Here is a 22400-nt window from a genome sequence, read left to right as displayed (position 1 = left end):
TTTTATAAAACACAAAAAAGGCAACATCATGTCACAACAATCAGCAAATACGACAGACAAGCAGGCAATGTCTGCACTTAAACAACACGGCGGCACCATTGTTATGGTGATACTGCTTGTGTTGGCGGGTTATTTTGGCTGGGAATATTATCAAAAAAACTACGCCAAAGTAGATACGGCGGCGGCTGATATGTACACTGCCATCGATGATCGCAGCAATGCGCTGAGAGTCGCTCAGCAAAATCCAGACTTGGATGCGGCGGCAAAACAAAGCGTGGCGAACGACGAGGCGGCGCTGTTTGCTGATATTGATCAATTGGTCGCAGCACATGGCGACACCGTTTATGCGTGGCAGGCGCTGATGATCAAAGCACGCCAGCAGACAGACGCCAATGATTTGGCAGGTGCAGTGACGACGCTCAATCAAGCCACCACAATCTCTGTCATCGACGAGGGCTTGCTTGCCATCACTAAGCTGCGCTATGCACAAGCAATGCTTGCCAATGGCGATGCTGACGGTGCGCTGACGGTGGTGAATGAGCCGATGCCACAGGCGTTTGAGGCGTCTCGACAAGAGCTGTTGGGCGACATTCATGTGACCAAAAACCAGACCGAGCAAGCCAAGCAAGCCTACGCCGCCGCTTGGGAGGCGCTGCGTGAGCGTCAAGAAAACCGTGCGGTATTAACCCTAAAACTGCAATCTTTGGGTGTGGAAGTTGCGCCGATTGCACCAAGAACGCCAGTCGTTGCAACGCCAAGTCAGCCAAACACGAGCGATGCCAATGCTGGTGATAACATCACTGAGAGCGGGGTGGATGCTCAAAATGACGCCGATGCCAATGCGCAAACGGCTGACGGCTCATAACCAAAAATACACAAAAGGGTAATGTGTCATTATCAAATCACTTTTATAATGACACATGCTCTCATTTATCGATTGATAAGACATAAGGATGGAACATGCACTCTTTTAAAAAAACTGTTTTGGTCTGTGCGGTATCGGCATTAGCACTGACAGGCTGCCAAAAGACGCTTAAAGCCGAAGAGAAAAAACCTGCCAAGCTCGTCAATATCACATCGCCGGTATCGGTGCTGTCGCCTGTATTTCAAGCGTCTTTGGATCAGGGTCGTAGCCTGATTAAAGGCGAGCGTGCCAGCCGAAAAGATGTGATTGATTTGCAAGTAGCGCCTAGCAATAATGGACTCATCGCTGCCAGCCGAGGCGGTGTGGTGAGTGCTTTTGATGGCAAACAAAATCTATGGACAGCTGATCTAAAAGAGGCGATCACCAGTGGCGTTGCCATCGATGAGTCGGGTACTGTCGTGGTGGTGGGTACTCGCTCGGGCAAGGTCATTGCGCTCAATGCTGCCACGGGTGATAAGCTGTGGGAGACTTCACTACCAACATCAAGCCCGACGCCTGCGCTGATTCATCGTGATCGAGTGCTGCTGTCTGCCAATAATGGCGTGCTTTACGGTCTAAATTTACGCACTGGTGCGACGGTGTGGCAGTTTAGCACGCAAAGAGCGGATGTCAGCGTGCGTGGTGCTGCCAGACCGCTTGCTTTGGATGCTCAGACTGCACTGTTTGGCACAGCAGATGGACGCATTCACGCCTTGGATCCAAACACAGGCTCACCGCTTTGGACTCGCCGTGTGGGCATGGCGACGGGCGGCAGTGCGGTTGAGCGCATGAGCGATGTGGATGGTGCGCCTTTGGTTGTCGGTCAGCATTTGTATGTCACCAGTTTTAGTGGGCAGCTTGCAGCCTATGATATGGCGACGGGTCGTGCGATGTTTGTCTCCAAGATTGCCAGCGTTAAGTCGCCTGCTGTCTTGGGTGATGCGCTCATCGTAGCAGGTCTTGATGGTGATGTCAAAGCCGTGAACCGCTTGACGGGCGAGACTTTATGGGTGTCTGACAGCTTAAAGCATCGCAAACTGACCAACCCTGTGACCGTGGGCAATCATGTGGCGGTGGGCGATTTGGATGGCGTGATTCATCTGTTTGACCGTGCTGGCAACATCGTCAGCCGTGTGCAAACTAAGGGTCAGCTGACCAGCTTGCAAGCCATCAATAACCGACTGTACACCCAGAGTGCAACTGGCGTGGTCAGTGTTTGGCAGTTTTAATTTTTAATAAAACTTGACCGTCCTTTGTCGTCTGATTGGCGGCAAGGGATTTGGTGTTTTTATCTTTTTTAATTTTAATCAAGAAGTTTTGAGAAATTCATGAGTATTAAACCTGTGGTGGCTTTGATCGGTCGCCCAAATGTCGGTAAATCTACCCTTTTTAATCAGCTGACCAAGTCTCGTCAGGCACTGGTGGCGGATATGTCTGGTCTGACCCGAGATCGTCAGTATGGCGATGCACATTTTGAAAACAAATCGTTCATTGTGGTGGATACGGGTGGTATCGGCGAGGCGGATGACGGCACGGGCAATATTGACGACTACATGGCGACGCAGTCATACACCGCCATCCATGAGGCGGATATGGTGGTGTTCGTGGTGGATGCTCGTTCTGGTCTGATCGGGGCAGATAGCGAGATTGCCCGCTTTTTGCACACGCTGGGTAAGCCTGTGTTTTTGGTGGCGAACAAGATGGACGGCGTGCATGAGGCGTCATCGGCGGAGTTTTTTGCACTGGGTTTTGGCGAGCCATTCCCAACAGCAGCCAGCCACGGCAAGGGCGTCACCAACTTGGTTGAGGCTTTGACGGCAGACATGCCAGAAGACGAGCCAGAAGATGAGCAGTCAGACGCAGGGCTAAAACTTGCCATCATCGGTCGCCCGAATGTCGGCAAATCCACGCTGGTCAATCGCTTGCTTGGCGAAGAGCGTGTGGTGGTCTTTGACATGCCTGGCACAACCAGAGACAGTATCTACATTCCCTTTGAGCGAGAAGGTCGCAAGTACACGCTGATCGATACCGCAGGCGTGCGTCGTCGTGGTCGTATTGATGAGAAAGTGGAAAAGTTCTCGGTGGTGAAGACTTTGCAAGCCATCAAAGATGCCAATGTCGTCGTGGTCGTCATCGATGCACACGAGGGTATTGTCGATCAAGATTTGCACATGCTTGGCTATGCACTGGATGCAGGGCGCGCGATTGTCGTGGCGATTAACAAATGGGATGGGCTTAGCCAAGATCAAAAAGATTTTCTAAAAATTGAGATTGATCGCCGTTTTAACTTTGTGCCGTGGGTAAAAATCCATTTGATTTCAGCACTTTATGGCAATGGCGTGGGTAATTTGTATCCGTCCATTCATAAGGCGTACGATGCGTCCATGTTCAAGGTGTCCACCAGTCGCCTAACCCAAATTCTGCAAGATGCGGTAGAAAATCATCAGCCGCCGATGGTGGGTGGTCGCCGTATTAAGCTGCGTTATGCGCATTTGGGTGGACACAATCCACCAGTGATCGTCATTCACGGCAATCAGACTTCTGCCTTACCAAAGAGCTATCAGCGCTATCTTGAAAACATCTATCGTGATGTATTTAAGCTAGAAGGCACGCCACTTCATGTGGAGTTTAAGCAAAATGCCAACCCATACGAAGGCAAGAAAAATCCAAAAATCAAAAACAAAGCCAAAGTCATGCGTGAGCGTAAGCGCATCGCCGAATTTAAAAAACGAGATAAAAAACGCAAGTAAATTGTTTGTAAATTGATTTTAAGACAATTTGTGATTTTAGGATAAATAAAATCTACATAAAAAACCCAAAATCTACCATGTGGATTTTGGGTTTTTGATGATTAAGTGTTTATTTGTAAATACACTCATCATCCAACATTCATCATCTAAGTGAATGCATCATCTAAGTGAATGCAAGTCTGACGCAGACTATGGGGTGAAACTTTCACCCCAAATCACATTCCGACATTATTTATATCAATATCATTCAAAAATCTCAATGTGTGCTGCTGCGCGCATTTCTTGAATCCAGTCTTCTTGCGCTTGCGGGGCAATGCGGTTAAAAAGCAGCTCACGAGCGGCGTTGTTGCGATATTGTGCCGTCACATCACGCTCACGCGCATTATCCACTTTAAGGATATGCCAGCCAAACTGGGAGCGAAATGGTGTAGAGTAATCGCCTTTTTCGGTGTTCTTCATCACCGCTTCAAACTCAGGCACCATCTGATCTTCGCCCACCCAGCCTAGACTGCCACGCTGCCCTGCGGAGCCTGCGTCGTCTGAATAGGTAGCAGCAAGCTCAGCAAAGTTAGCGCCTCTTTGCAGCTCATTGTATAAGGCATTGATTTTTTGTTCTGCCATTTCATTGCTTTGTGTGGCATCGACTCGAGCTAAGATGTGACTGGTCTGCCATTCGGGAATCAGCATGCGACCTTGTTCATTTTTTTGTACCAATTTCACCACATCAATGCCGTCATTGGTCGCTATCTGTGCAACACCACCCGCTGACAGCTTGGTGACTTGTTCTGTCAGGTGGCGAGGTAGGCTGCTTTGATTGATAAAGCCTGTGTCAGCACCTTGTAGCTGAGGCTCATGACTGACTTTGTTTAAAGTTTGACTTAAAGATTCGCCGTTTTGTAGAGTTTTGGCGACTTGGTCGGCAGCTTTTTGTGCCAAAGCCTTCTCTTTGGTGTTGGCATTGGTTTTATAAGGCACTCGAATGTGAATCAGGCGGTACTGTGGTTGCATGATTTGTGCGGCGTCTGGCGAGTTTAGGAAAGCTTGTACTTCTTGATCGCTGATTTCCACACGGCTTGATACTTGGTGCTGCCAAAGGGCGGCGATGGCAGCGTCCTCGATGAGCTGCTGACGCAAAGCGGCATAGCTGCCTCGTTGCTGAGCGTCTAGGGTGGACTGTAATTCGGTGAGTGAATTAAGACCACGGCTTTGCGCAATTTGTAGCATTTGGCGGTTGATGACTTCTTCATTTGGGGTGACGCCAGCTCGCTCGATGATGCCCAGTTGGAGCTTGTGGGTAATGAGTCCATCTAGGGCGCTACGCTGAATCTGTAAAGGGGTGGCGCTGACATTATTGGCTTGATATTCGGCAGCAAGTGCAGCAGTGGCGGCGACCAATTCGCTTTTTAGGATGATTTTGTCATTGACCACAGCGACGATGCCATCGGTGCTTTGACTGACACTGATGCTGGCTGTGGCAATGTTGGCGGTGCCAAGTGCGCCCATAACCAGCAAGCTTGCTAAGATGGGACGAATAAAAAATTTGCCTTGCATAAAATTTCCTTGAAAAAATCAATGAAAGAAAGATAAAACTTTGGTCATTTGATACTTTGGTTGTTTGATTAAGTGTAGCATTTGCCAATCAAGCCGTCAAATACCAAGCCATCATTCTTAGTGTCTTTTGTTAAATGTTACCAAATTAAACACTTTAAGATGATTTTGGCAATATTTACAGTTGCTGGCGTGGTTTAGTAAGCTCGTTGCCATGCGTCCTGAGTTTCATCATAGCCCACCACTTTATCACTCATCAAGCGGCTCAATCGACCGCCGCTGGTGATGCCATTTAGGCGAATCTCTGCCATGATGGCGTTATTGGCTTTGTCGTCAGGATTTAGGCTGTTGCGATAATGGCGTGTATAAATTGAAAAGCCATAGCAGCAGTCTTCATAATTCACCCCAACAAGCGCATCAAGCAAGCGGTCGTTGCGGTGGTCGTACTGAGCTTGGCTTAAAATGCGCCAGCGATTATTGATGGGGAAAATCGCCGAGGCGGTATAGGCTTGCAAAGGCAGCTGCCCAAAAGCACGGTTTTCTTTGCGATCAATCATGCCAAGACTGTATAAACTGTGTTCATTGGGCTGATAACGCAGCTGCATGGTGAAGTGGTTGAGCTTTTGGGCGTGAGTAAACGACCCGCCAGCATCGACCCACAGCCCGTCTTGTGGCTGTGCGCCAAGTTTCCACGCCACGCCCGAGCTGCCTTGGCTGTATTCTTGGCTGTCATCGATACCCACCCTAAAATCATCCAAATAAAACTGCTGTGCCACGCCGCCATCAAAGCGAGTCAGCCCCGATGAATCCACATAGCGGTAGCTGAGCGCTGGGGTGATGGCGTGCATGTCTTGAATGCGGTCATGACCCAAAAACCAAGAATCCGACAGCAGCTGATCGTAGCTTATGGCGGCAAAAGAGGTCTCAAAATTTGGGATATTTTGCTGATCTTTATAAGGTGTGTGGCTGTATTTTAGGCGTGGCGACAGCACTTGATAGCCGCCCCATTTGTCATCAAACCAACCAAATGGCGAGCCTGATTTTTCAAAAAATGCCGCCGTGTCAAAGCTGATTTGCGGTGCAAAGACTTGATAGCTGCCTTCTGATCTATCGATGTTTTGCATTTGCAGGCTGTCTTCGTCATAAGAGGCGTACAAATGGTGCAGGCTCAAAGTTGGTGTGAAGTAGCCCCAGCGTCTAAGTAGGGGGCGGCTTGCGCTCAGCTGATTGTACACTCGCACGCCGCTTTTTTCGGTCTCGGAGTTGTCGGTGATGGATTTTTTGAAATAGCCTGAATTGTGCTGTGCTTTGATGTCAAAGCGATCAAGGCTGCTTGGCACTTGCCACTGTTCTCCCGTCTGAGTGGTGGACTTGGGCAGTGTAAAATTCACGGCAAGCTGAGGCAGGCGAGAGTAGGGCTTGTCTTTGTCCAAAATGGGCGTGCCGTCGTTGTTTGTGCCGACAAGCGTCTGGAAAGTCTCGGCACGCAGGTCGGCGGTGAGGTATTCATTAAAATAATTCACACCGATGCGTCTGGGAAGATTGAGTGGGTTGTTTGTCAGCCCAAGTGTGTCGAAGTCGCTGAGATAATTATTATCCGAAACAGAGCGATAAGTGGCGTACGCAGACAGATTGTCGATGTTTTTGGCACGCCAATTGTGATCAAAAAAGACATGATGGCGGTCTTCATCGTTGCGTTTTCGGTCGCTGGGCAGGTAGGCAGCATCCAGCACGCCTGCGCCATAATGCTCAGTCAGATAGCGAAACTCAGCGCCAAGCATTGGATTGCGGTTAGTAAATACGGTTGGGCTGAGCGTTGCGTCGAAATTTGGCGCAAGATTGAGATAATAAGGCGTGGCGACTTGCAGACCGTCTGAGGAATTTAGCCCAGCGTTTGGTAATAAAAATCCACTGGCACGACGGTCGTCGATGGGGAAATTAAAATACGGCAAATAAAAAACAGGCACATCTTTGATTTTAAGCGTGCTGTTTTTGGCAATGCCACGCCCTGTGTCGGTATCAAGCTCAATGCTTTGGGCGTCTAGGTGCCATTTGCGCTCGGTGGGCGGACAAGTGGTGAACATCACTTCATCCATTTTGTACTGGCTGTCGCTTTGTTTTTGCATTTGCTTGGCGTGACCGTGTGCGCCGATGGTCGTGCTGGCGAAGGCGACATCTTGGGCGGTGGCGGTCTGAGTGTTTGCGTTATAATTGAGCTCACCTGCCACACCAATGATGCCTGCGCCAGTTTGACTTTCGGATGTTTTGGATGCTGCGCTGTCGTCATTGGCGGCTGTGTGAGCGGGGCTGTCACCAAAGACCACTTGCCCTGTGGCGTGCGATTCGCCAGTTTTTGGATTGAAGGTGATTTTATCAGCCAATACCTGCTGACCGTTTTGTTCCAAGATGACATTACCAGACAGCTCGGCGTATTCATCATTATCATAGTAGCCGTAGTCGGCTTGGGCGTAATAACGGTTGTCGCCTTCGGTGGCGGTCGCTGCGTCATTCTCATCCGCCCCCAGTGTTTTGGCAAGGCTTGGCTGAGTTTGGTTTTGGCTTGGGTGAACCCACACGCCTTGGCAGCGAGCTTCGCTGTTTGGTTTGGCGTGATAATGGCTTGAAAGTCGTTCAAGGCTACTTTTTTTGGGGTTGGTGTCGTCCGTGGTCTGCGCCAAAACGCTCATCGGCAATAAGCTTGCGCCAAATAGTGCCACACGAATGCTGGCGTTTAAGCGTCGTTTGGCGTAAGATTTGTGCGGGGTGGGTTGTTGTGATTTCACAGCCAAAACCTTTTTATCATGAAAATTATTATGAAAATAAACAGATGGTTATTTTACACTATTTTTTGGTAAATTTTGCAAGATTTTCAAAGTGTTCTGCATAAATACGCCACGATTTTTTGTGAAATTTCACGCATCCATGCCAAGAAACATGATAAAATTGGCAAATGTTTTATGACACCGAGTAACCACTCATAAGCTTAATTGACTGTAAGGATTTTATGATGACCAGACATGATGAAATGATGGCGTTTTTAAATGCCAATCTTGCCAAAGGGTTTAAGGTTGAGAGCTTGGCGGGGGATGCCAGTTTTCGCCGTTACCATCGCATTTATTTGCCAGACTTGGACGCAAATGGCTCGCCGATTACTTATCTTTTGATGGACGCACCGCCTGAGAAAGAAAGTGTGGTGGAGTTTGTTAAAGTCGCTGAGATCATGACAGCGGCGGTCAATGTGCCAGACATCATCGCACGAGATATTGAGCGTGGATTTTTGTTACTACAAGACTTCGGCACGGTAGAATTTGCCCATTTGATCCGTGATGAGGCGGGCGATGTGGATGCTTATTACACCCAAGCTTTGCAGACGCTGGTGAGCTTGCAGAGTCTGTCGACCGAGGTGGAGCTGCCGCCTTATGATGATGCCAAGCTGTCTGATGAGATGGCGCTGTTCACCGAATGGTTCTTGCCTTATGTTGGGGCTGAGCTTGGTGATGAGGCAAAGGGTATTTGGCAAAATTTCAAAACCTATCTGCTTGATGAGATCGCCACGCAGCCAAAAGTGGTGGTGCATAGAGATTATCACAGTCGTAATTTGATGGCGGACAAGGGCAGTGATGCTCTGGGCGTGATTGATTTTCAAGATGCCTTGATTGGCGCTTATACTTATGATTTGGTGAGTTTGGTGCGTGATGCTTACATCAGCTTTGATGAGCATTGGGTCAATGCCAAAATCGGCGAGTTTCATCTGTTAAAGGGGCTAAACATCAGCCTTGATGAATTCACCAAGCAGGTCAATATCATGGGCGTACAGCGTCACTTGAAGGTGCTTGGGATTTTTATTCGCTTGTCTCAGCGTGATGACAAAGATCGCTATTTGGCGGACATTCCAAAGGTCATGCGGGATTTGACCAATGAGCTTGCGTGGTTAGAGAGTCATGGCGAGACGGCGGTTGCAGAGTTTTATGGCTGGCTAAAAAGCGTGGTCATGCCTGCTTATCATGCAAAATTTAGCGAATGATTTGACTGGAATAAGACGATGACAAAGATTACTCAAGCGATGATTTTGGCGGCGGGCAAAGGCACTCGTATGCGTCCTTTGACCTTGCACACCCCAAAGCCTTTGGTGGCGGTGGCGGACAAACCGCTCATTGTTTGGCACATTGAACGACTGCGTGATGCGGGCATTACCGACATTGTGATCAATGTGGGCTATCTGGGTCAAAAGCTGATTGATGCCCTAGCCAAGATGCCGCTTGGGGTGAATCTGCAAATCTCTGATGAGAGTGTGCTGGACGAGCCATTGGAGACGGCAGGGGGCATTCGTTATGCTTTGGCAAATGGACTACTGCATGATGAGCCATTTATTCTGGTCAATGGTGATGTCTGGACGGAGTATGACTTTTGTGCTTTGATGGGTCGTGATTTGCAAGAGAATCTGGCTCATCTGGTGTTGGTGGCAAATCCTACGCACAATCCGTCAGGGGATTTTGCCTTTGATGGCGAAAAAGTGCTACCAAAAAACGACACATTGCCCATTCATACTTTTGCAGGCTTAAGCGTGCTGTCGCCAAGCATCGTCTCTGGCGTAACGGCAGGCGAGATCGCACCGCTTGCACCGTTTTTAAAAACAGCGATGGCAAATGGTCTGGTTACTGGTGAGCTGATGACGCAGACTTGGGTGGATGTGGGGACATTAGAGCGATTGGCAGAAGTTGATGAATACGCAAGAAAGAAAAATAATGAATAAAATCAATGATTTATAAATTATTTTAAATTTTTTTGCAAAAAGTGTTTGACTTCATTTCAAAATTCTATATAATACGCACCACAACGAACGAACACGGTAACAGATAAACAAGACCCTGTTTTAAAGTTCACCAAGTTTAAAGAACATGGGCGGTTAGCTCAGTTGGTAGAGCGTCTGCCTTACAAGCAGAGGGTCAGCGGTTCGAATCCGTTACCGCCCACCATGTTCGCAGCGGTAGTTCAGTTGGTTAGAATACCGGCCTGTCACGCCGGGGGTCGCGGGTTCGAGTCCCGTCCGCTGCGCCACTATTTTTATGGTGAGCTACTTGTAGTTTTACTTTTTACCCCAAGTCTCCCCTGTCTTGGGGTTTTTTTTGTTTAAAATTATTGTTAGTTATTTGGTGTGATTACCTAAAATATGCCAACTGAATTGATAAGTTGTGTAGCCGTAGGTTGGGTTAGCGACAGCGTAACCCAGCATTTATGGTGTAACTCATTGAATTTGTTGGGTTTCGTGCCTCAACCCAACCTACGGGCTGCACCTGGGAGTGACCCAAAATGAAGTCTTTAATGTTTCTTATTTTTATCTTTTTCTCAGTAATCATTTATTCATCATGCAACAAGCCTGATTATTCAAATCCAGCCATTCCAAATAGACATCAAGTTTATCAACAGGTGGAGCAGCAGATGAGAGAACTAGCAAACGATATTGGTTTACCTGATAATGTGAACAAATTAAATCGACCCACGGGAGTTTATATCACTTATACTTATAATGAGTATGATGATGAATTGATCGATCGGATAAATTCTGTTTTATCAAGCCAACAATGGACCATGATTAAAATAGATAATACAGAATACCAAGAATTTTTAGCCGTATATTGCCGAAATTCGTTTAGGGTGGAAGTCTTTACCGCACCCAATCAACCAGAGCTATATTTGTCATTAAAATGGGACGGCTGGAACAAGATTTGCGAAAAAGCTATGAGTCAATCTCACTAATGAGTCTGCATAGCCAGCTCGTAGATACTATAAACCCACCCCAAAGTCAATACCTTCACATCTGTGTTGCATACCGCTTTTCATCAAAGGGTTGTTGATGTTTTAATACTGATTGGGTAATGGTGACGATTTTACGCATCAGTGCCACAATCACTGCTTTTTTGGCTACTTTGTTTTGGTTTAATAAACGATTAACAAAAGCCCGTAGGCTAGGTTAGCGACAGCGTAACCCAGCATTTATGGTATAACTCATTGAATTTGTTGGGTTTCGTTTCACTCAACCCAACCTACGACATCACTAAGCCTATCCTATATGACCGTACGACTTTGTGGTAGTTTTGTCATTTGGTAGCTATAACAATGCCCATCAATCAAATTGATGGGCATTGTTATTGTTGATGTTGGGGTTTATGCCAAAGTTGCCCCTGCCACCATGCTGTCAGGCAGTAGCACCACGGCTAATTGACCGTCTTTTTCGGCGGATAAAATCATGCCTTCTGACACGCCAAATTTCATCTTGCGTGGGGCAAGGTTGGTAACGCAAATTACTGTTTTGCCTTGCAATTCTTCTGGTTGGTAAAATTTGGCAATGCCACTAAACACATTGCGAGTTTGCTCTTCGCCCACATCTAGGGTGAATTGGAGCAGTTTGTCCGCCCCTTCTACTTTGTTGCATTCTAGCACTTTGGCGACTTTCATTTGCACTTTGGCAAAATCATCAATGCTGATGAACGGCGTATTTTCTGTATTTTCCACTTTTTTGCTCTCTTTTTTGTTTTCTTTGTTGGTGCTGGCTGGCTGTAGATTTTCTTTGGAATCATCAACCATCGCTTGTACTTTTTTGGGGTCAATGCGTTGCATCAGTGGCGTAAATTCGTTGATGGAATGCGTCAAAATCTCAAAGCGTGCGTCAAAATTGAAATTCTCAACATTCAAAAACGCTTGCGATTGGCTTGCTAAAGTCGGCAACACTGGCGACAAATACACCATGATTTTGTGGAATAGGTTTAACCCCACCGAGCAGATGTCTTGAACTTCGGTGCTGTTTGGGTTTTCCTTGGCGACTGCCCACGGTTTTTTCTCATCGATGTACTGATTGGCAAGGTCGGCAAGCGCCATGATTTCACGAATGGCGGTGCTAAATTCACGGTTTTCGTAGTGCTCGGTGATACGCTCGCCCGCATCGATGAATTTTTGTAACAATTCTGGCTCTGCACAGGTGTCGGAGAGCTTGTTGTCAAATTGGGTGTTGATGAATTTGGCGCAGCGACTGGCGATATTGACCACTTTGCCGACCAAATCTGAATTGACTTTGGCGACAAAATCATCCAAATTCAAATCAGAATCTTCGACTTTATCAGACAATTTCGACGCAAAATAATAACGCAAATATTCAGGATTTAGGTGTTTTAAATAAGTCTCTGCCTTGATGAAAGTGCCACGAGATTTACTCATTTTTTCGCCATTGACGGTCAAAAAGCCATTCACAAACAGGCTGGTTGGCGTGCGATAATTTGCCCCTTTGAGCATGGCAGGCCAAAATAGGGCGTGGAAATAGACGATGTCTTTGCCGATGAAATGATACACTTCAGCGGTTGAGTCGGCACGCCAATAGTCGTTGAAATCCAGCTCTGGGCGTTTGGCTTTGATGTAATTTTCAAAACTTGCCATGTAGCCAATCGGTGCATCTACCCAAACATAAAAGTATTTGTCGTCAGTTTCTGGGATTTTAAAGCCAAAATACGGTGCGTCTCGGCTGATGTCCCAGTCAGCAAGCCCCGCATCAAACCATTCGTCTAATTTATTGGCGATGGAAACGGGCAATCTGCCTTCGTCTCGTGTCCATTGTTGCAAAAATTCGGTGAAATTTGGCAAATTGAAAAAATAATGGTCGGACGATTTTTCCACAGGGGTTGCACCGCTTAGGGTGGAGCGTGGGTTTAGTAGCTCGGTGGCATTGTAGGTGGTGCCACATTTTTCGCAAGCGTCGCCATATTGGTCGTCCGCTTGGCATTTTGGGCAAGTGCCTTTAATGAAGCGGTCGGACAGGAACATTTGTTTTTCTGGGTCAAACAGCTGGCTGACGGGGCGAATGCTGATGTTGCCTGCGTGTTTGTTGGCAAGATAAATCTCGCTAGAAAGACGGCGGTTGGTGTCCGAATGGGTACTGTCGTAGTGGTCAAAGGACACGCCAAAGCCAGCAAAATCTCGTTCATGTTCTACTTGTACGCCTTTGATTTGCTCTTCTGGGCTGACGCCGTTTGCTTCGGCACGGAGCATGATGGCGGTGCCGTGTGCGTCATCGGCACAGACATAGATGACATCATGTCCCATAGAGCGCATGGCGCGCACCCAAATGTCGGCTTGAATGTAGCCCAATAAATGCCCCATGTGGATTGAGCCGTTGGCGTAGGGCAGGGCGTTGGTAACGAGAATTTTTCTTGGTTGGTTATCGGCTGTCATGATGTACCTTATAAATCACTGTCTTTTGGGTAAAAATTAAGGTGGGTTAAATCGCTTAATTTTACCGTAAATCCGCCATAAAATCACGAAAAAAATACAATAAAAATCAAGCCAATCTTAGCACTGGCTTGATTTTTAGGTTGTGCTGGCAGGCGTATTGATTGGTATCAATCAACGAATTTTAGCCCTGAGCGTTTTGGTGTGGATTCTGGCTGTGGTGTGGTCTTGGAGCTGTTGTCGTATTGTGCGTATTCATTTGGGTCAAAAAAGAATCCTTCGCTTGGGTCCTCTTTGGCATAAATGCCCAAAACCGCCGCCATCGGAATCCAGACATCTTGCGACACACCGCCAAAGCGTGCGGCAAATGAAATGGCGTCGTTGTCAATGTGCAAATCTTTAGTGGCTTGGTAGGAGGCGGCAAGCACCAAGCGACCATCAGTAGCGAAATCCAGCGGTGCAACAACATCGGTATGTGTAGCGTCAATCATGAGATAAGCGGTCAATTCGTTATCCTCAAGCCATTCGTGCATGGCTCGGATCAGATAAGGGCGTTTTGGTGTAAAAGTCATGATGTCTCCGTAAAATTGATTTAAATGGATGAGTCAGTTTTGTCCAAAAAATTAGGTCGACTTTTTAGGCTGTTTTTAAAACTTGGGCGTGAAAAGAGCCGATCTTGGTATGTCAAAAGGGGTTTGCACAGCTTAGTGGGTAACTCTATGCCCATGCTTGGTAGCCGCCAAAGTAGTGGGGCTAAGATGACATCACACCAGCCAAAACTTTCGGACAAAAAATATTCATGCTTGGCAAAAATGGGCGATAGGGTAATCAGAGAATCTGATAGGGATTTTTTGGCGGCAAGGGCGGTTTTTGGGTTGAAACTGTCTGGGTGAGTCAATAGTGTTCTACCCAGCGTCAGCCAGTCGGTCTGCAATCGCCATGCCAATTGTCTGACCATCGCACGCTCTTTGGGGGTGTCTGGCAGTAGTTTGCCTGCACCGTGTCGCTCTTCTAGGTATTCAAAGATGGTGTTAAGCTCGTACAGCGTGATGTCTCGCCCCACTAAGATGGGTAGTGTGCCATAGGGGTTTAATTCAGCAAGCTCGTCTGGGCGTTCATCTTCAACCAAGGCCAGCTCGTAGGACAGCTGTTTTTCTTCCAATAGCAAGCGTATCACATGGCTGTCGTAGCCATCATCACCATACAGGATAAATTGTGTCGGTAGAAGGTGAGAAAAGTCCGCCATGCGATAGAGTAAAATAATGGAATGGCACTTAGTTTAGCAAATTTTCTGATTCATGTGTGCATTTTTGTGTAATTTTATGAATCGTTTGAACAATTATTTAAAAATACCGACTGGTTGGTATGTTTTAAAGGCGGATTATATACCAGCCAAATTGTAAAATTGCCACAGAAATGATGTGATGTCGTAGTGGAGCAAAGATAAAAACCAGCAATTCAATGATTTGCACAAAAAAATGGTGGGCGACCCACCCTGAATGACTTATGTTTTTGAGGTGGATAAAGTTAAAGCTGGGTGATTATGATAATCTCCCAGCTTTTTTTAAGTATCAGCACCAGCGCCGAGGTGTACGGCACCAAGTGCGGTCAGTCATGATTAAAACTTCATCTCAAAGCCCAGTTTGACGCCTTGATTGTCGTAGTTTTTACGCCATTGACCTTGGTAGCCCAAAGACAGTGTACTGTTGGCGGTAGGCTGATACGACAGACCCAGCCCAGCATGAGTGATGGTTTTGCCAATGTCATGCCCCAGCACACCAAAACGCTGATCATCAAAACCTGCAAATGAGGCGCTGATGTCACTGCGGCGGTCGCCGTTATCGACACCAACTGATGTCACGCCTGTGATGGCAAGGCGTGGGGTGATATTGGCAGAGCCGCGCACCCCGACAGTGCTGATCAGGCTTTGATAAGTGGCTTTGTCAACAGTTAAGTCGTAAGCGCCTGCACCTGCCTCTGTATAGCCATCCGATTTGACTTGGGTGAAGTCAACTTTGGCAAAAGGCGCAATGTGACGCTCTGCGGTACCGATCTGATGGCTCACACCAAAACTTGCTGCGATGACATTGGCATCATAATCTGATTTGGCGATTTGATTATTCATCAGGCGACGCTCACCATCAATGTTGGCAACACCTGCGCCGATGTGTGCATGAGCTTTGGTTTTGCCTGTCTCGCCCGCCGCCATATTGCCATAGACATAAGCCATCTTGGTGTCAATGTCGGCATGGTGATTGACAAAGCCTTGGCTGTCCACATCATTTTGGCTGTATGCCAAAGCCAGACCGACATTGCCCCGATCAACCTGAGTGTCTGCGCCGACGATGACACCCATTTCACGACTGTCAAAGCCCGTCAGACCGCTGGCGTGCTGGTCAAGATTGCTTTCATTGCCGATGGCTTTTGCCCAAACGGTCTTTTTCGGGTCAAAATCTCTGGTGGATAGGATGCTGCCAAATGTGCTACCGCTGTCCGCCACAATACGATTGACCGAACCAGATAATAGTGGCTGCAAGTTGATGGCCAGATTGGCAAGATCAGCTTGACCATAATTGATGGTGTCAGCAATGAGACTGTCCGCCAAATCGTTGGCATTGCCTGAGACTCTGTCTGCCACTGCACGATCTAAAATTTGTGCTAAATTTTGCATAGAATGTTGGTTTTGGCTATTGACAGCGTTTTCAAAAGCGCCGACAATGCCTGGCTCAGGCGTTGGCTCAGGCGTTGGCTCAGGCGTTGGCTCAGGCGTTGGCTCAGGCGTTGGCTCAGGCGTTGGCTCAGGCGTTGGCTCAGGCGTTGGCTCAGGCGTTGGCTCAGGCGTTGGCTCAGGCGTTGGCTCAGGCGTTGGCTCAGGCGTTGGCTCAGGCGTTGGCTCAGGCGTTGGCTCAGGCGTTGGCTCAGGCGTAGGTGTAACCGTTTCTTGAACCATTCTTAGATGAACTTTATTGGCATCAGAATAATCCGCTTCGAAGTTTACCAGCGGGCTGTTATCACTAACCTGGGTAAATTGACCAACCAATGTGCCTGCGGTAACAACATCATTCCACTGGCCACTGTTTAAGTTTTTAACAGCTTCAGAGGCTTTCACTTCAAGCAAGCCTTTGCTAATGTTGGCGGTGCCTGTTACGGCCAGTTTACCATAATCAGACAGGCTATTTAGCCCCACTTGCACCACCTCGCCATCTTTCATGCTATAGTCGCCCACTAGGCGTAGGGTGCCTTGATCGATCTGAGTTTTGCCATGCCACGCTTTGGCTGATGATGCCATGCTAAGCAAGCCGGTGCCTTTTTTGGTTAAGCTGCCCGTACCTGTGATGCGAGCATTATGCGAATCATCAAGTAGATAATTGCGATCTTGGGTATCGATGGTCAAGCCGCCTTGCTTAATTTCAATCGTATCTGTAGATCTGAAATTTTGAAATAAAAGCGGATCTTGACCTGTAAGTTTGATAGTAGCATTATCAAAATAAGCCGAACTGCTCGTTGATTGAGGGAAGCGGGTAATTTCACCCACATTTAGCAATGTGTTATTTAATGCCTGCAACACGCCTTTGCCAACACCGCCAATCACCAGTGCGTCTGTTGTTAAAACTGTGTCATTACCCAGCATTAAATGACCTTCAGCATGGGTGTTTTCCAGGCCTTGACCACCGATATGCACAAGTCGGGTGGCATTGATCGTGCTTTCGTTAGCTGCCATTACAATACCTTCCCCTGCAGCACCGATGATTAGCTGGTCTGAATTAAGTTTGCCATCATCGATTACAAGAAGACCTTTGCCTCCCTCGGCATGAGCAAGATAGACATTAGAAATATTTAGCGTACTTCCTGTTGAGTGCAGCGACCCATCGCCATAGCCACCAACAGACATTTCAGCTGCCGTTATGGTGGATCTAGTGCTATCGATGCTGCCTCTGGCTGTTGGATCATCACCGATGACGATACGCTCGTTTGTAGCAACTCGAGCTCGATTGAGCGTAAGCTTGCCAAGACCTGCACCACCAATTGCCAAACTTTTATCAGCGGTCAATGAGGCATTATCAACAACGATCTCTCCGACAGCATTTCGAGCTTTACTGGCGGTTAAAATATTTTCATTGCTGTGTACTTGAGCGCCGTTTTTCACAGTCAGCACAGCTTTGCCTTCATAGCCGATCTGAATTTCACCATCAGCGTGTAATTTTGAGCCGCTACCATCCACAGTGATGGTACTGTCTTTGCTATCTGAAGCGTGCCCAGCTGCAAGATCTCTGGTCTCAACTTGAGAAGCATTAAGAATATTAAGATGACCTGTGCCAACTCCACCCACAATCAGATTACCCGAATTAGACTGTGTGCCGCGCTCCTGCACCAAAAGCTTGCCACCGTTATCAACATTAACGGTACCAACACCAGTGGCACTGTAACCTAAGGCCACAAAATTCGTGTTCGCAGTGCCACCATTGAGATTAACGGTAGCGTTTCCACGATTGGCAACGACCATTTCGTTGGTATTGATAGTGCTGTTACCGGCGGCATTGAGTTCGCCAGCGCTGTCTTGGACAGAGCCTAGAATAATTCGAGACTGCGCATCCAAAGTACTGTCTTGCAATACTGACACAATGCCTTTGCCTTCATCACCAATAAACATTTCAGAAGTGGCAAGTTTTGATCCATTGTCGATATTAATTTGACCGGTAGAGGTGGCTGCTTTTGCAACAGTGATGTTTGATCCAACTGTCGCATTTGAACCGTCATTAATATTCAACGTTCCATTGCCTTCACTACCAATGTGCAGAATGTTGGCGACATTCAAAGTTGACCGGTTGTTTAAATCAATTTGACCAACCCCGCTTTGAAAAATACCAACAGAAACACTGTCTTTAGAATCAATCAAACCTTGATTGACATCTACTGCCGCTTGACCGTTATGACCCACGCCAATCATATATGCACCACTGGTATTTCCAGCCTGAATCATGTTTAAGGCTGCATTTGGCTGAATGCTAACGACCATATTGTCAGCGGCATTTGGTGCAAAATAAATGGATTGGTCGAAACTGACAGGCTGTGTTACATTCTGATCGGTGCTATATCCGACAGCTGCAAAGCTTGCTCCACTTAAAGCCAAACTTATCGCAGCGACTACCGCCTTGACCGACTTGGTTTTGCCTTTTGCTTTGGCAAACTCCGACACACATTGATACACGCCTGTGGCATGATTAAAGATGACTCGGTAGCTTTTGTTCATAACAAAATCCTTAATATTTGTAAAATAATGAAACCATATGTTAATATCGATATTAACATAAAATCAAAAAAAAAAAAAAAACGATTTTTTTTCTAAAAACCTAAATAAAACCCATCTTTGAAAATTGTATTTTTAAATGACTCTGATAATTTTAAAAGCTTGTCCTGTCTAAGCTTATGTATTTTTGAAGTCTAACGAAGTGATCATATTCTTAAATAAAAATAAAAAAGCCAGTGTATTCACACTGGCTTTATAATCGCTTGGGATTATTTGATATCTTTCCAGAATTCTTTGTTCAGCAGATATACTGGAATCAAAAGAATCAGTAGGAATAAGATGACAAATGCGCCGTAGATTTTACGGTCATGGCGGACAGGCTCTGCCATCCATGCCATGAAGTTGACTAGGTCGCCAACGCGATCTTTATATTCTTCTTCGCCAAGCTCTTGTTGTAGGTTGTGCAGCACATGTGGCATGGCAGCATTTGCCAGTACCAAGTTGTTCGCACCCCAAGGACGGCTTGGGTCTTCGTAGAATGACAGCAGGTAGGTATATACCCAGTCATCACCACGCAGACGAGTCACCAATGACAAATCTGGTGGCGCTGCACCGAACCATGCGCCTTGTAGCTCAGGATCGATGCCAGCGGTCACATGGTCGCCGATTTGATCAGCGCTGACCATCAGATATTTTTCCATCAACTCTGGTGGAATGTCAAGATCCTTGGCGATGCGTGAGTGACGCACATACTGGGCTGAGTGACAGCCCACGCAGTAGTTCATGAACACCGCAGCGCCACGCTGTAGCGAGCCTTTATTGGTCAGGTCAATCGGCGCTGTACTACATTCTAGGGTGACTTTTGTGCCGTCAGCTTCGGTGTACTCACCACAACCATGACCACCAGCAGCAAGGGCTGATGGGCTTGCCACGATACCAGCACCCGCCAAAAGCAGACCTGCACCTAGGGTTTTTAGGTTAAATGCTTTCATTAGTGGCCTCCGGTTACGCGTTCTGGTGGTTGTTTGCATTTCTCAATTGATGTGTAGAACGGCATCAAGATAAAGTACAAGAAGTATAAAATGGTACAAATACGACCAACGATGGTGCCTGTCGGTGTAGAAGATACACCACCTAGATAGCCTAGGATCAAGAAGCTGACCACGAAGATGGCAAGCGCAATCTTAGACAAGATGCCTTTGTAGCGAATCGAGCGTACAGGCGAGCGATCAAGCCATGGCAGTACAAACAAGATGGCGATCGCACCAAACATCACGATAACACCCGGTAGGGCAGAGCCGAACATCGATGGTGTCGCACGCAGCATGGCGTAGTAAGGCATGTAGTACCAAACAGGGGCAATGTGTGCAGGTGTTTTTAGAGCGTTTGCTGCTTCAAAGTTTGGTTTTTCTAGGAAGTAGCCACCACCTTCTGGGGCGAAGAACACCACAGCAAAGAAGAAAATAAAGAATACCACGATACCTACCATGTCATGCACGGTGTAGTAAGGATGGAATGGTACGCCATCAAGCGGTACGCCATTTTTGTCTTTGAGTTTCTTGATGTCGATGCCGTCTGGGTTGTTTGAGCCGACATGGTGCAAAGCAACCAAGTGCATGAACACAAGACCAACCAAGATCAACGGAATCGCCACAACATGCAGCGCAAAGAAACGGTTTAGGGTGATGCCTGAGATGATGTAGTCACCTTTTACCCACTCGCCCAAAGCGTCACCGATGAACGGAATCGCAGCAGGCAGGTTCAAAATAACCTGAGCACCCCAGAATGACATGTTACCCCAAGGTAGTAGATAGCCGAAGAAACCTTCCGCCATGAGGCATAGGTAAATCGCCATACCAATGATCCATACCAACTCACGAGGCTTTTGGTATGAGCCATAAAGCAGACCACGGAACATGTGCAGATAAACCACCACGAAGAAGGCAGAGGCACCTGTTGAGTGCATATAACGGATCAGCCAGCCGCCTTTGACATCACGCATGATGTATTCTAGCGAGGCGAATGCGCCCTCAGCACTTGGGTTGAACATCATGGTAAGCCAAATGCCTGTAACCAGCTGGTTTACCAACACCACCATAGACAATACACCAAAGAAATACCAAAAGTTGAAGTTCTTTGGTGCGTAGTATTTGGACATATGGTATTCATAAGTCTCGGTCGCAGGGTAGCGTGCATCCACCCAGCTCATCAATTTCTTAGCGATACTCATGATCATGCCTCCCCGACAGTCAAGATTGTGCCATCAATGCCGTATTCTGGAATCGGAAGATTCAGCGGTGCTGGCATGCCGCTATAAACACGGCCTGATAAGTCGTACATTGAGCCGTGGCAAGGGCAGAAGAAGCCGCCAAACCAATCAGCGCCGCCCAAATCGGCTGCACCGACCTCAGGACGGAAAATCGGCGCACAGCCCAAATGCGTACAAACACCCTCAACGACCAAGATGCTTGGTTCGATCGAGCGTGTTTCGTTTTTGCAGTATTCAGGCTGTACTGACCCATCGGAATTTGGGTCGGCAAGTTTTGGGGTGACTTTACTTAAATTTGCCACCATTTCGTCGGTACGCTTGACGATGAAGATGGGTTTGCCACGATATTTTACGGTGATCATTTGACCGTTTTCGATGCCGCTGATGTCAGTGACAACGGCAGCACCCGCAGCTTCCGCCTTCGCACTTGGATACCAAGAGCGCACAAATGGGGTGGCGATCGCACCGACACCGACTGCGCCGATGGCAGCGGTGGTTGCGATTAGGACTCTACGGCGTTTAACATTCACGCCTTCGGCATGGCTCATTAAAACTTCCTCCAGAATAAAGAATGGGAAAATTCCCATACTGGGTGTGTGAATGTGTAACAAAATGGTTTTGTTTGACACTCACATTTGCTGTGCCTATTTACTAGTATTAAAACATGTCTATTTTAAGCTATTTTTGTCATAAAATAAATTGTTCTGTTGCTATCTTGTGAAAAAAAGTCGCAAAATTTTTAATGAATTGACAAAAATGACGATTTTTTTGTAAAAATGGTGCAATATCCAACTGTCTGAGTGGGAATTGATGATGTTATTATTAAATTAAATTTTAAAAACATATTTATAAAAACTAATAAATAAATTTAATAAAATTGCTAAAATGCCCACCAAAAAATCAAGTCTTGTCAGTACGAAAATTTATAAAATACTGCGCTTGATAAACCAAAAAAGATGACAAAAAGACCATCGGTTTTTCCAAGCGCATCTGACTTTTAAAGGCAGTAAAAAAGACAATAAAAAAACTCCCGAAAAACGAGAGTTTTTTTGAAATTCGCAACAGCGTAAAAATTAACGCTTTGAGAATTGTGGGCGACGACGCGCTTTGCGCAGACCCAATTTTTTACGCTCAACTTCACGAGCATCACGAGTCACGAAGCCAGCTGCTTTTAGGGCAGGTTTTAGGCTTTCGTCAGATTCGATCAACGCACGAGTGATACCGTGACGAATCGCACCTGCTTGACCGCTTGCACCGCCACCAACAACAGTGATGTATAGATCAACGCTGTTGGTTAGTTCAAGTAGTTCAAGTGGCTGACGAACAACCATGCGAGAAGTCTCACGACCAAAGTATTCGTCTAGTGATTTGCCGTTGATAACGATGTTGCCAGTGCCTTTAGACAGGAAAACACGGGCAGTAGAAGTCTTACGGCGACCTGTACCATAATTGCGTTCCATGTTT

General features: G+C 47.0%; 16 protein-coding genes and 2 tRNA genes. 8 read left to right on the top strand and 10 right to left on the bottom strand.

Annotation, left to right across the window (positions count from 1 at the left end; translation table 11 throughout):
- The first annotated feature begins 28 nt into the window (after window positions 1-28).
- The 3 genes from LU290_RS06590 to der all read left to right on the top strand — a co-directional run bounded on the left by LU290_RS06590 (window position 29) and on the right by der (window position 3654).
- Window positions 29-865, top strand: a complete 837-nt coding sequence (locus LU290_RS06590) for a YfgM family protein (protein WP_277807817.1) — start codon at window positions 29-31, stop codon at window positions 863-865.
- Between the two features lie 95 nt (window positions 866-960).
- Window positions 961-2133 (top strand): outer membrane protein assembly factor BamB, encoded by a 1173-nt coding sequence (gene bamB, locus LU290_RS06585; RefSeq protein ID WP_277807816.1) that lies wholly within the window; start codon window positions 961-963, stop codon window positions 2131-2133.
- A 99-nt stretch (window positions 2134-2232) separates the two neighbouring features.
- Window positions 2233-3654, top strand: a complete 1422-nt coding sequence (gene der / locus LU290_RS06580) for a ribosome biogenesis GTPase Der (RefSeq protein ID WP_277807815.1) — start codon at window positions 2233-2235, stop codon at window positions 3652-3654.
- 243 nt (window positions 3655-3897) lie between these two features.
- Here der and LU290_RS06575 read toward each other — a convergent pair whose 3' ends face one another.
- Window positions 3898-5205, bottom strand: coding sequence for a peptidylprolyl isomerase (locus tag LU290_RS06575; RefSeq protein ID WP_277807814.1), 1308 nt, complete (start codon window positions 5203-5205; stop codon window positions 3898-3900).
- 194 nt (window positions 5206-5399) lie between these two features.
- On the bottom strand, window positions 5400-7985 hold the full coding sequence (locus LU290_RS06570) for an LPS-assembly protein LptD (protein WP_277807813.1): 2586 nt from the start codon (window positions 7983-7985) through the stop codon (window positions 5400-5402).
- Window positions 7986-8206: 221 nt separating this feature from the next.
- On the opposite strand from LU290_RS06570, the gene LU290_RS06565 reads away from it, so the two are divergent.
- From LU290_RS06565 to LU290_RS06545, 5 genes are all read left to right on the top strand, one after another.
- On the top strand, window positions 8207-9226 hold the full coding sequence (locus LU290_RS06565; RefSeq protein WP_277807812.1) for an aminoglycoside phosphotransferase family protein: 1020 nt from the start codon (window positions 8207-8209) through the stop codon (window positions 9224-9226).
- A gap of 18 nt (window positions 9227-9244) precedes the next feature.
- On the top strand, window positions 9245-9955 hold the full coding sequence (gene murU / locus LU290_RS06560; protein WP_277807811.1) for an N-acetylmuramate alpha-1-phosphate uridylyltransferase MurU: 711 nt from the start codon (window positions 9245-9247) through the stop codon (window positions 9953-9955).
- 147 nt (window positions 9956-10102) lie between these two features.
- Window positions 10103-10178 (top strand) — tRNA-Val (locus tag LU290_RS06555).
- Window positions 10179-10183: 5 nt separating this feature from the next.
- A tRNA-Asp gene (locus tag LU290_RS06550) sits at window positions 10184-10260 on the top strand.
- A gap of 252 nt (window positions 10261-10512) precedes the next feature.
- A complete protein-coding gene (locus LU290_RS06545) occupies window positions 10513-10959 on the top strand; it encodes a hypothetical protein (RefSeq protein ID WP_277807810.1) in 447 nt (148 codons plus the stop codon).
- A 408-nt stretch (window positions 10960-11367) separates the two neighbouring features.
- Here the strand turns inward: LU290_RS06545 and metG are convergent, their stop codons facing one another.
- The 8 genes from metG to rpsI all read right to left on the bottom strand — a co-directional run bounded on the left by metG (window position 11368) and on the right by rpsI (window position 22396).
- Complete coding sequence (gene metG / locus LU290_RS06540) at window positions 11368-13422, bottom strand: methionine--tRNA ligase (protein WP_277807809.1); 2055 nt, start codon at window positions 13420-13422, stop codon at window positions 11368-11370.
- A gap of 167 nt (window positions 13423-13589) precedes the next feature.
- Entirely contained in the window at window positions 13590-13991 is a 402-nt protein-coding gene (locus LU290_RS06535) for a stringent starvation protein B (RefSeq protein WP_277807808.1), read from the bottom strand.
- Window positions 13992-14011: 20 nt separating this feature from the next.
- The gene (locus LU290_RS06530; RefSeq protein ID WP_277807807.1) at window positions 14012-14665 is read right to left on the bottom strand and encodes a glutathione S-transferase N-terminal domain-containing protein; all 654 of its coding nucleotides are present in this window, start codon (window positions 14663-14665) and stop codon (window positions 14012-14014) included.
- A 372-nt stretch (window positions 14666-15037) separates the two neighbouring features.
- A complete protein-coding gene (locus tag LU290_RS06525) occupies window positions 15038-18670 on the bottom strand; it encodes an autotransporter domain-containing protein (protein WP_277807806.1) in 3633 nt (1210 codons plus the stop codon).
- A gap of 266 nt (window positions 18671-18936) precedes the next feature.
- A complete protein-coding gene (locus LU290_RS06520; protein WP_277807805.1) occupies window positions 18937-19659 on the bottom strand; it encodes a cytochrome c1 in 723 nt (240 codons plus the stop codon).
- Window positions 19659-20876 carry a cytochrome b gene (locus LU290_RS06515; RefSeq protein ID WP_277809575.1) on the bottom strand — a complete coding sequence of 406 codons (1218 nt, stop codon included), beginning with the start codon at window positions 20874-20876 and terminating at the stop codon, window positions 19659-19661. The genes LU290_RS06520 and LU290_RS06515 overlap by 1 nt, the downstream gene beginning before the upstream one ends.
- Window positions 20877-20899: 23 nt before the next feature.
- Window positions 20900-21484 (bottom strand): ubiquinol-cytochrome c reductase iron-sulfur subunit, encoded by a 585-nt coding sequence (gene petA, locus LU290_RS06510; RefSeq protein WP_277809574.1) that lies wholly within the window; start codon window positions 21482-21484, stop codon window positions 20900-20902.
- A 525-nt stretch (window positions 21485-22009) separates the two neighbouring features.
- A complete protein-coding gene (rpsI, locus tag LU290_RS06505; RefSeq protein ID WP_277807804.1) occupies window positions 22010-22396 on the bottom strand; it encodes a 30S ribosomal protein S9 in 387 nt (128 codons plus the stop codon).
- Between the last annotated feature and the right edge of the window lie 4 nt (window positions 22397-22400).

Origin of the sequence: Moraxella nasibovis (assembly GCF_029581575.1) — a bacterium.
Classification (GTDB): Bacteria; Pseudomonadota; Gammaproteobacteria; order Pseudomonadales; family Moraxellaceae; genus Moraxella; species Moraxella nasibovis.
The sequence above is the reverse complement of the archived record's forward strand: the minus strand, read 5'-3'. Positions and strand labels throughout refer to the sequence as shown.

Coding starts and splice junctions, on each gene's coding strand:
- LU290_RS06590 (WP_277807817.1), top strand. CDS start 29: ATGTCACAACAATCAGCAAATACGACAGACAAGCAGGCAATGTCTGCA.
- bamB (WP_277807816.1), top strand. CDS start 961: ATGCACTCTTTTAAAAAAACTGTTTTGGTCTGTGCGGTATCGGCATTA.
- der (WP_277807815.1), top strand. CDS start 2,233: ATGAGTATTAAACCTGTGGTGGCTTTGATCGGTCGCCCAAATGTCGGT.
- LU290_RS06575 (WP_277807814.1), bottom strand. CDS start 5,205: ATGCAAGGCAAATTTTTTATTCGTCCCATCTTAGCAAGCTTGCTGGTT.
- LU290_RS06565 (WP_277807812.1), top strand. CDS start 8,207: ATGATGACCAGACATGATGAAATGATGGCGTTTTTAAATGCCAATCTT.
- murU (WP_277807811.1), top strand. CDS start 9,245: ATGACAAAGATTACTCAAGCGATGATTTTGGCGGCGGGCAAAGGCACT.
- LU290_RS06545 (WP_277807810.1), top strand. CDS start 10,513: ATGAAGTCTTTAATGTTTCTTATTTTTATCTTTTTCTCAGTAATCATT.
- metG (WP_277807809.1), bottom strand. CDS start 13,422: ATGACAGCCGATAACCAACCAAGAAAAATTCTCGTTACCAACGCCCTG.
- LU290_RS06535 (WP_277807808.1), bottom strand. CDS start 13,991: ATGACTTTTACACCAAAACGCCCTTATCTGATCCGAGCCATGCACGAA.
- LU290_RS06530 (WP_277807807.1), bottom strand. CDS start 14,665: ATGGCGGACTTTTCTCACCTTCTACCGACACAATTTATCCTGTATGGT.
- LU290_RS06525 (WP_277807806.1), bottom strand. CDS start 18,670: ATGAACAAAAGCTACCGAGTCATCTTTAATCATGCCACAGGCGTGTAT.
- LU290_RS06520 (WP_277807805.1), bottom strand. CDS start 19,659: ATGAAAGCATTTAACCTAAAAACCCTAGGTGCAGGTCTGCTTTTGGCG.
- LU290_RS06515 (WP_277809575.1), bottom strand. CDS start 20,876: ATGAGCTGGGTGGATGCACGCTACCCTGCGACCGAGACTTATGAATAC.
- petA (WP_277809574.1), bottom strand. CDS start 21,484: ATGAGCCATGCCGAAGGCGTGAATGTTAAACGCCGTAGAGTCCTAATC.
- rpsI (WP_277807804.1), bottom strand. CDS start 22,396: ATGGAACGCAATTATGGTACAGGTCGCCGTAAGACTTCTACTGCCCGT.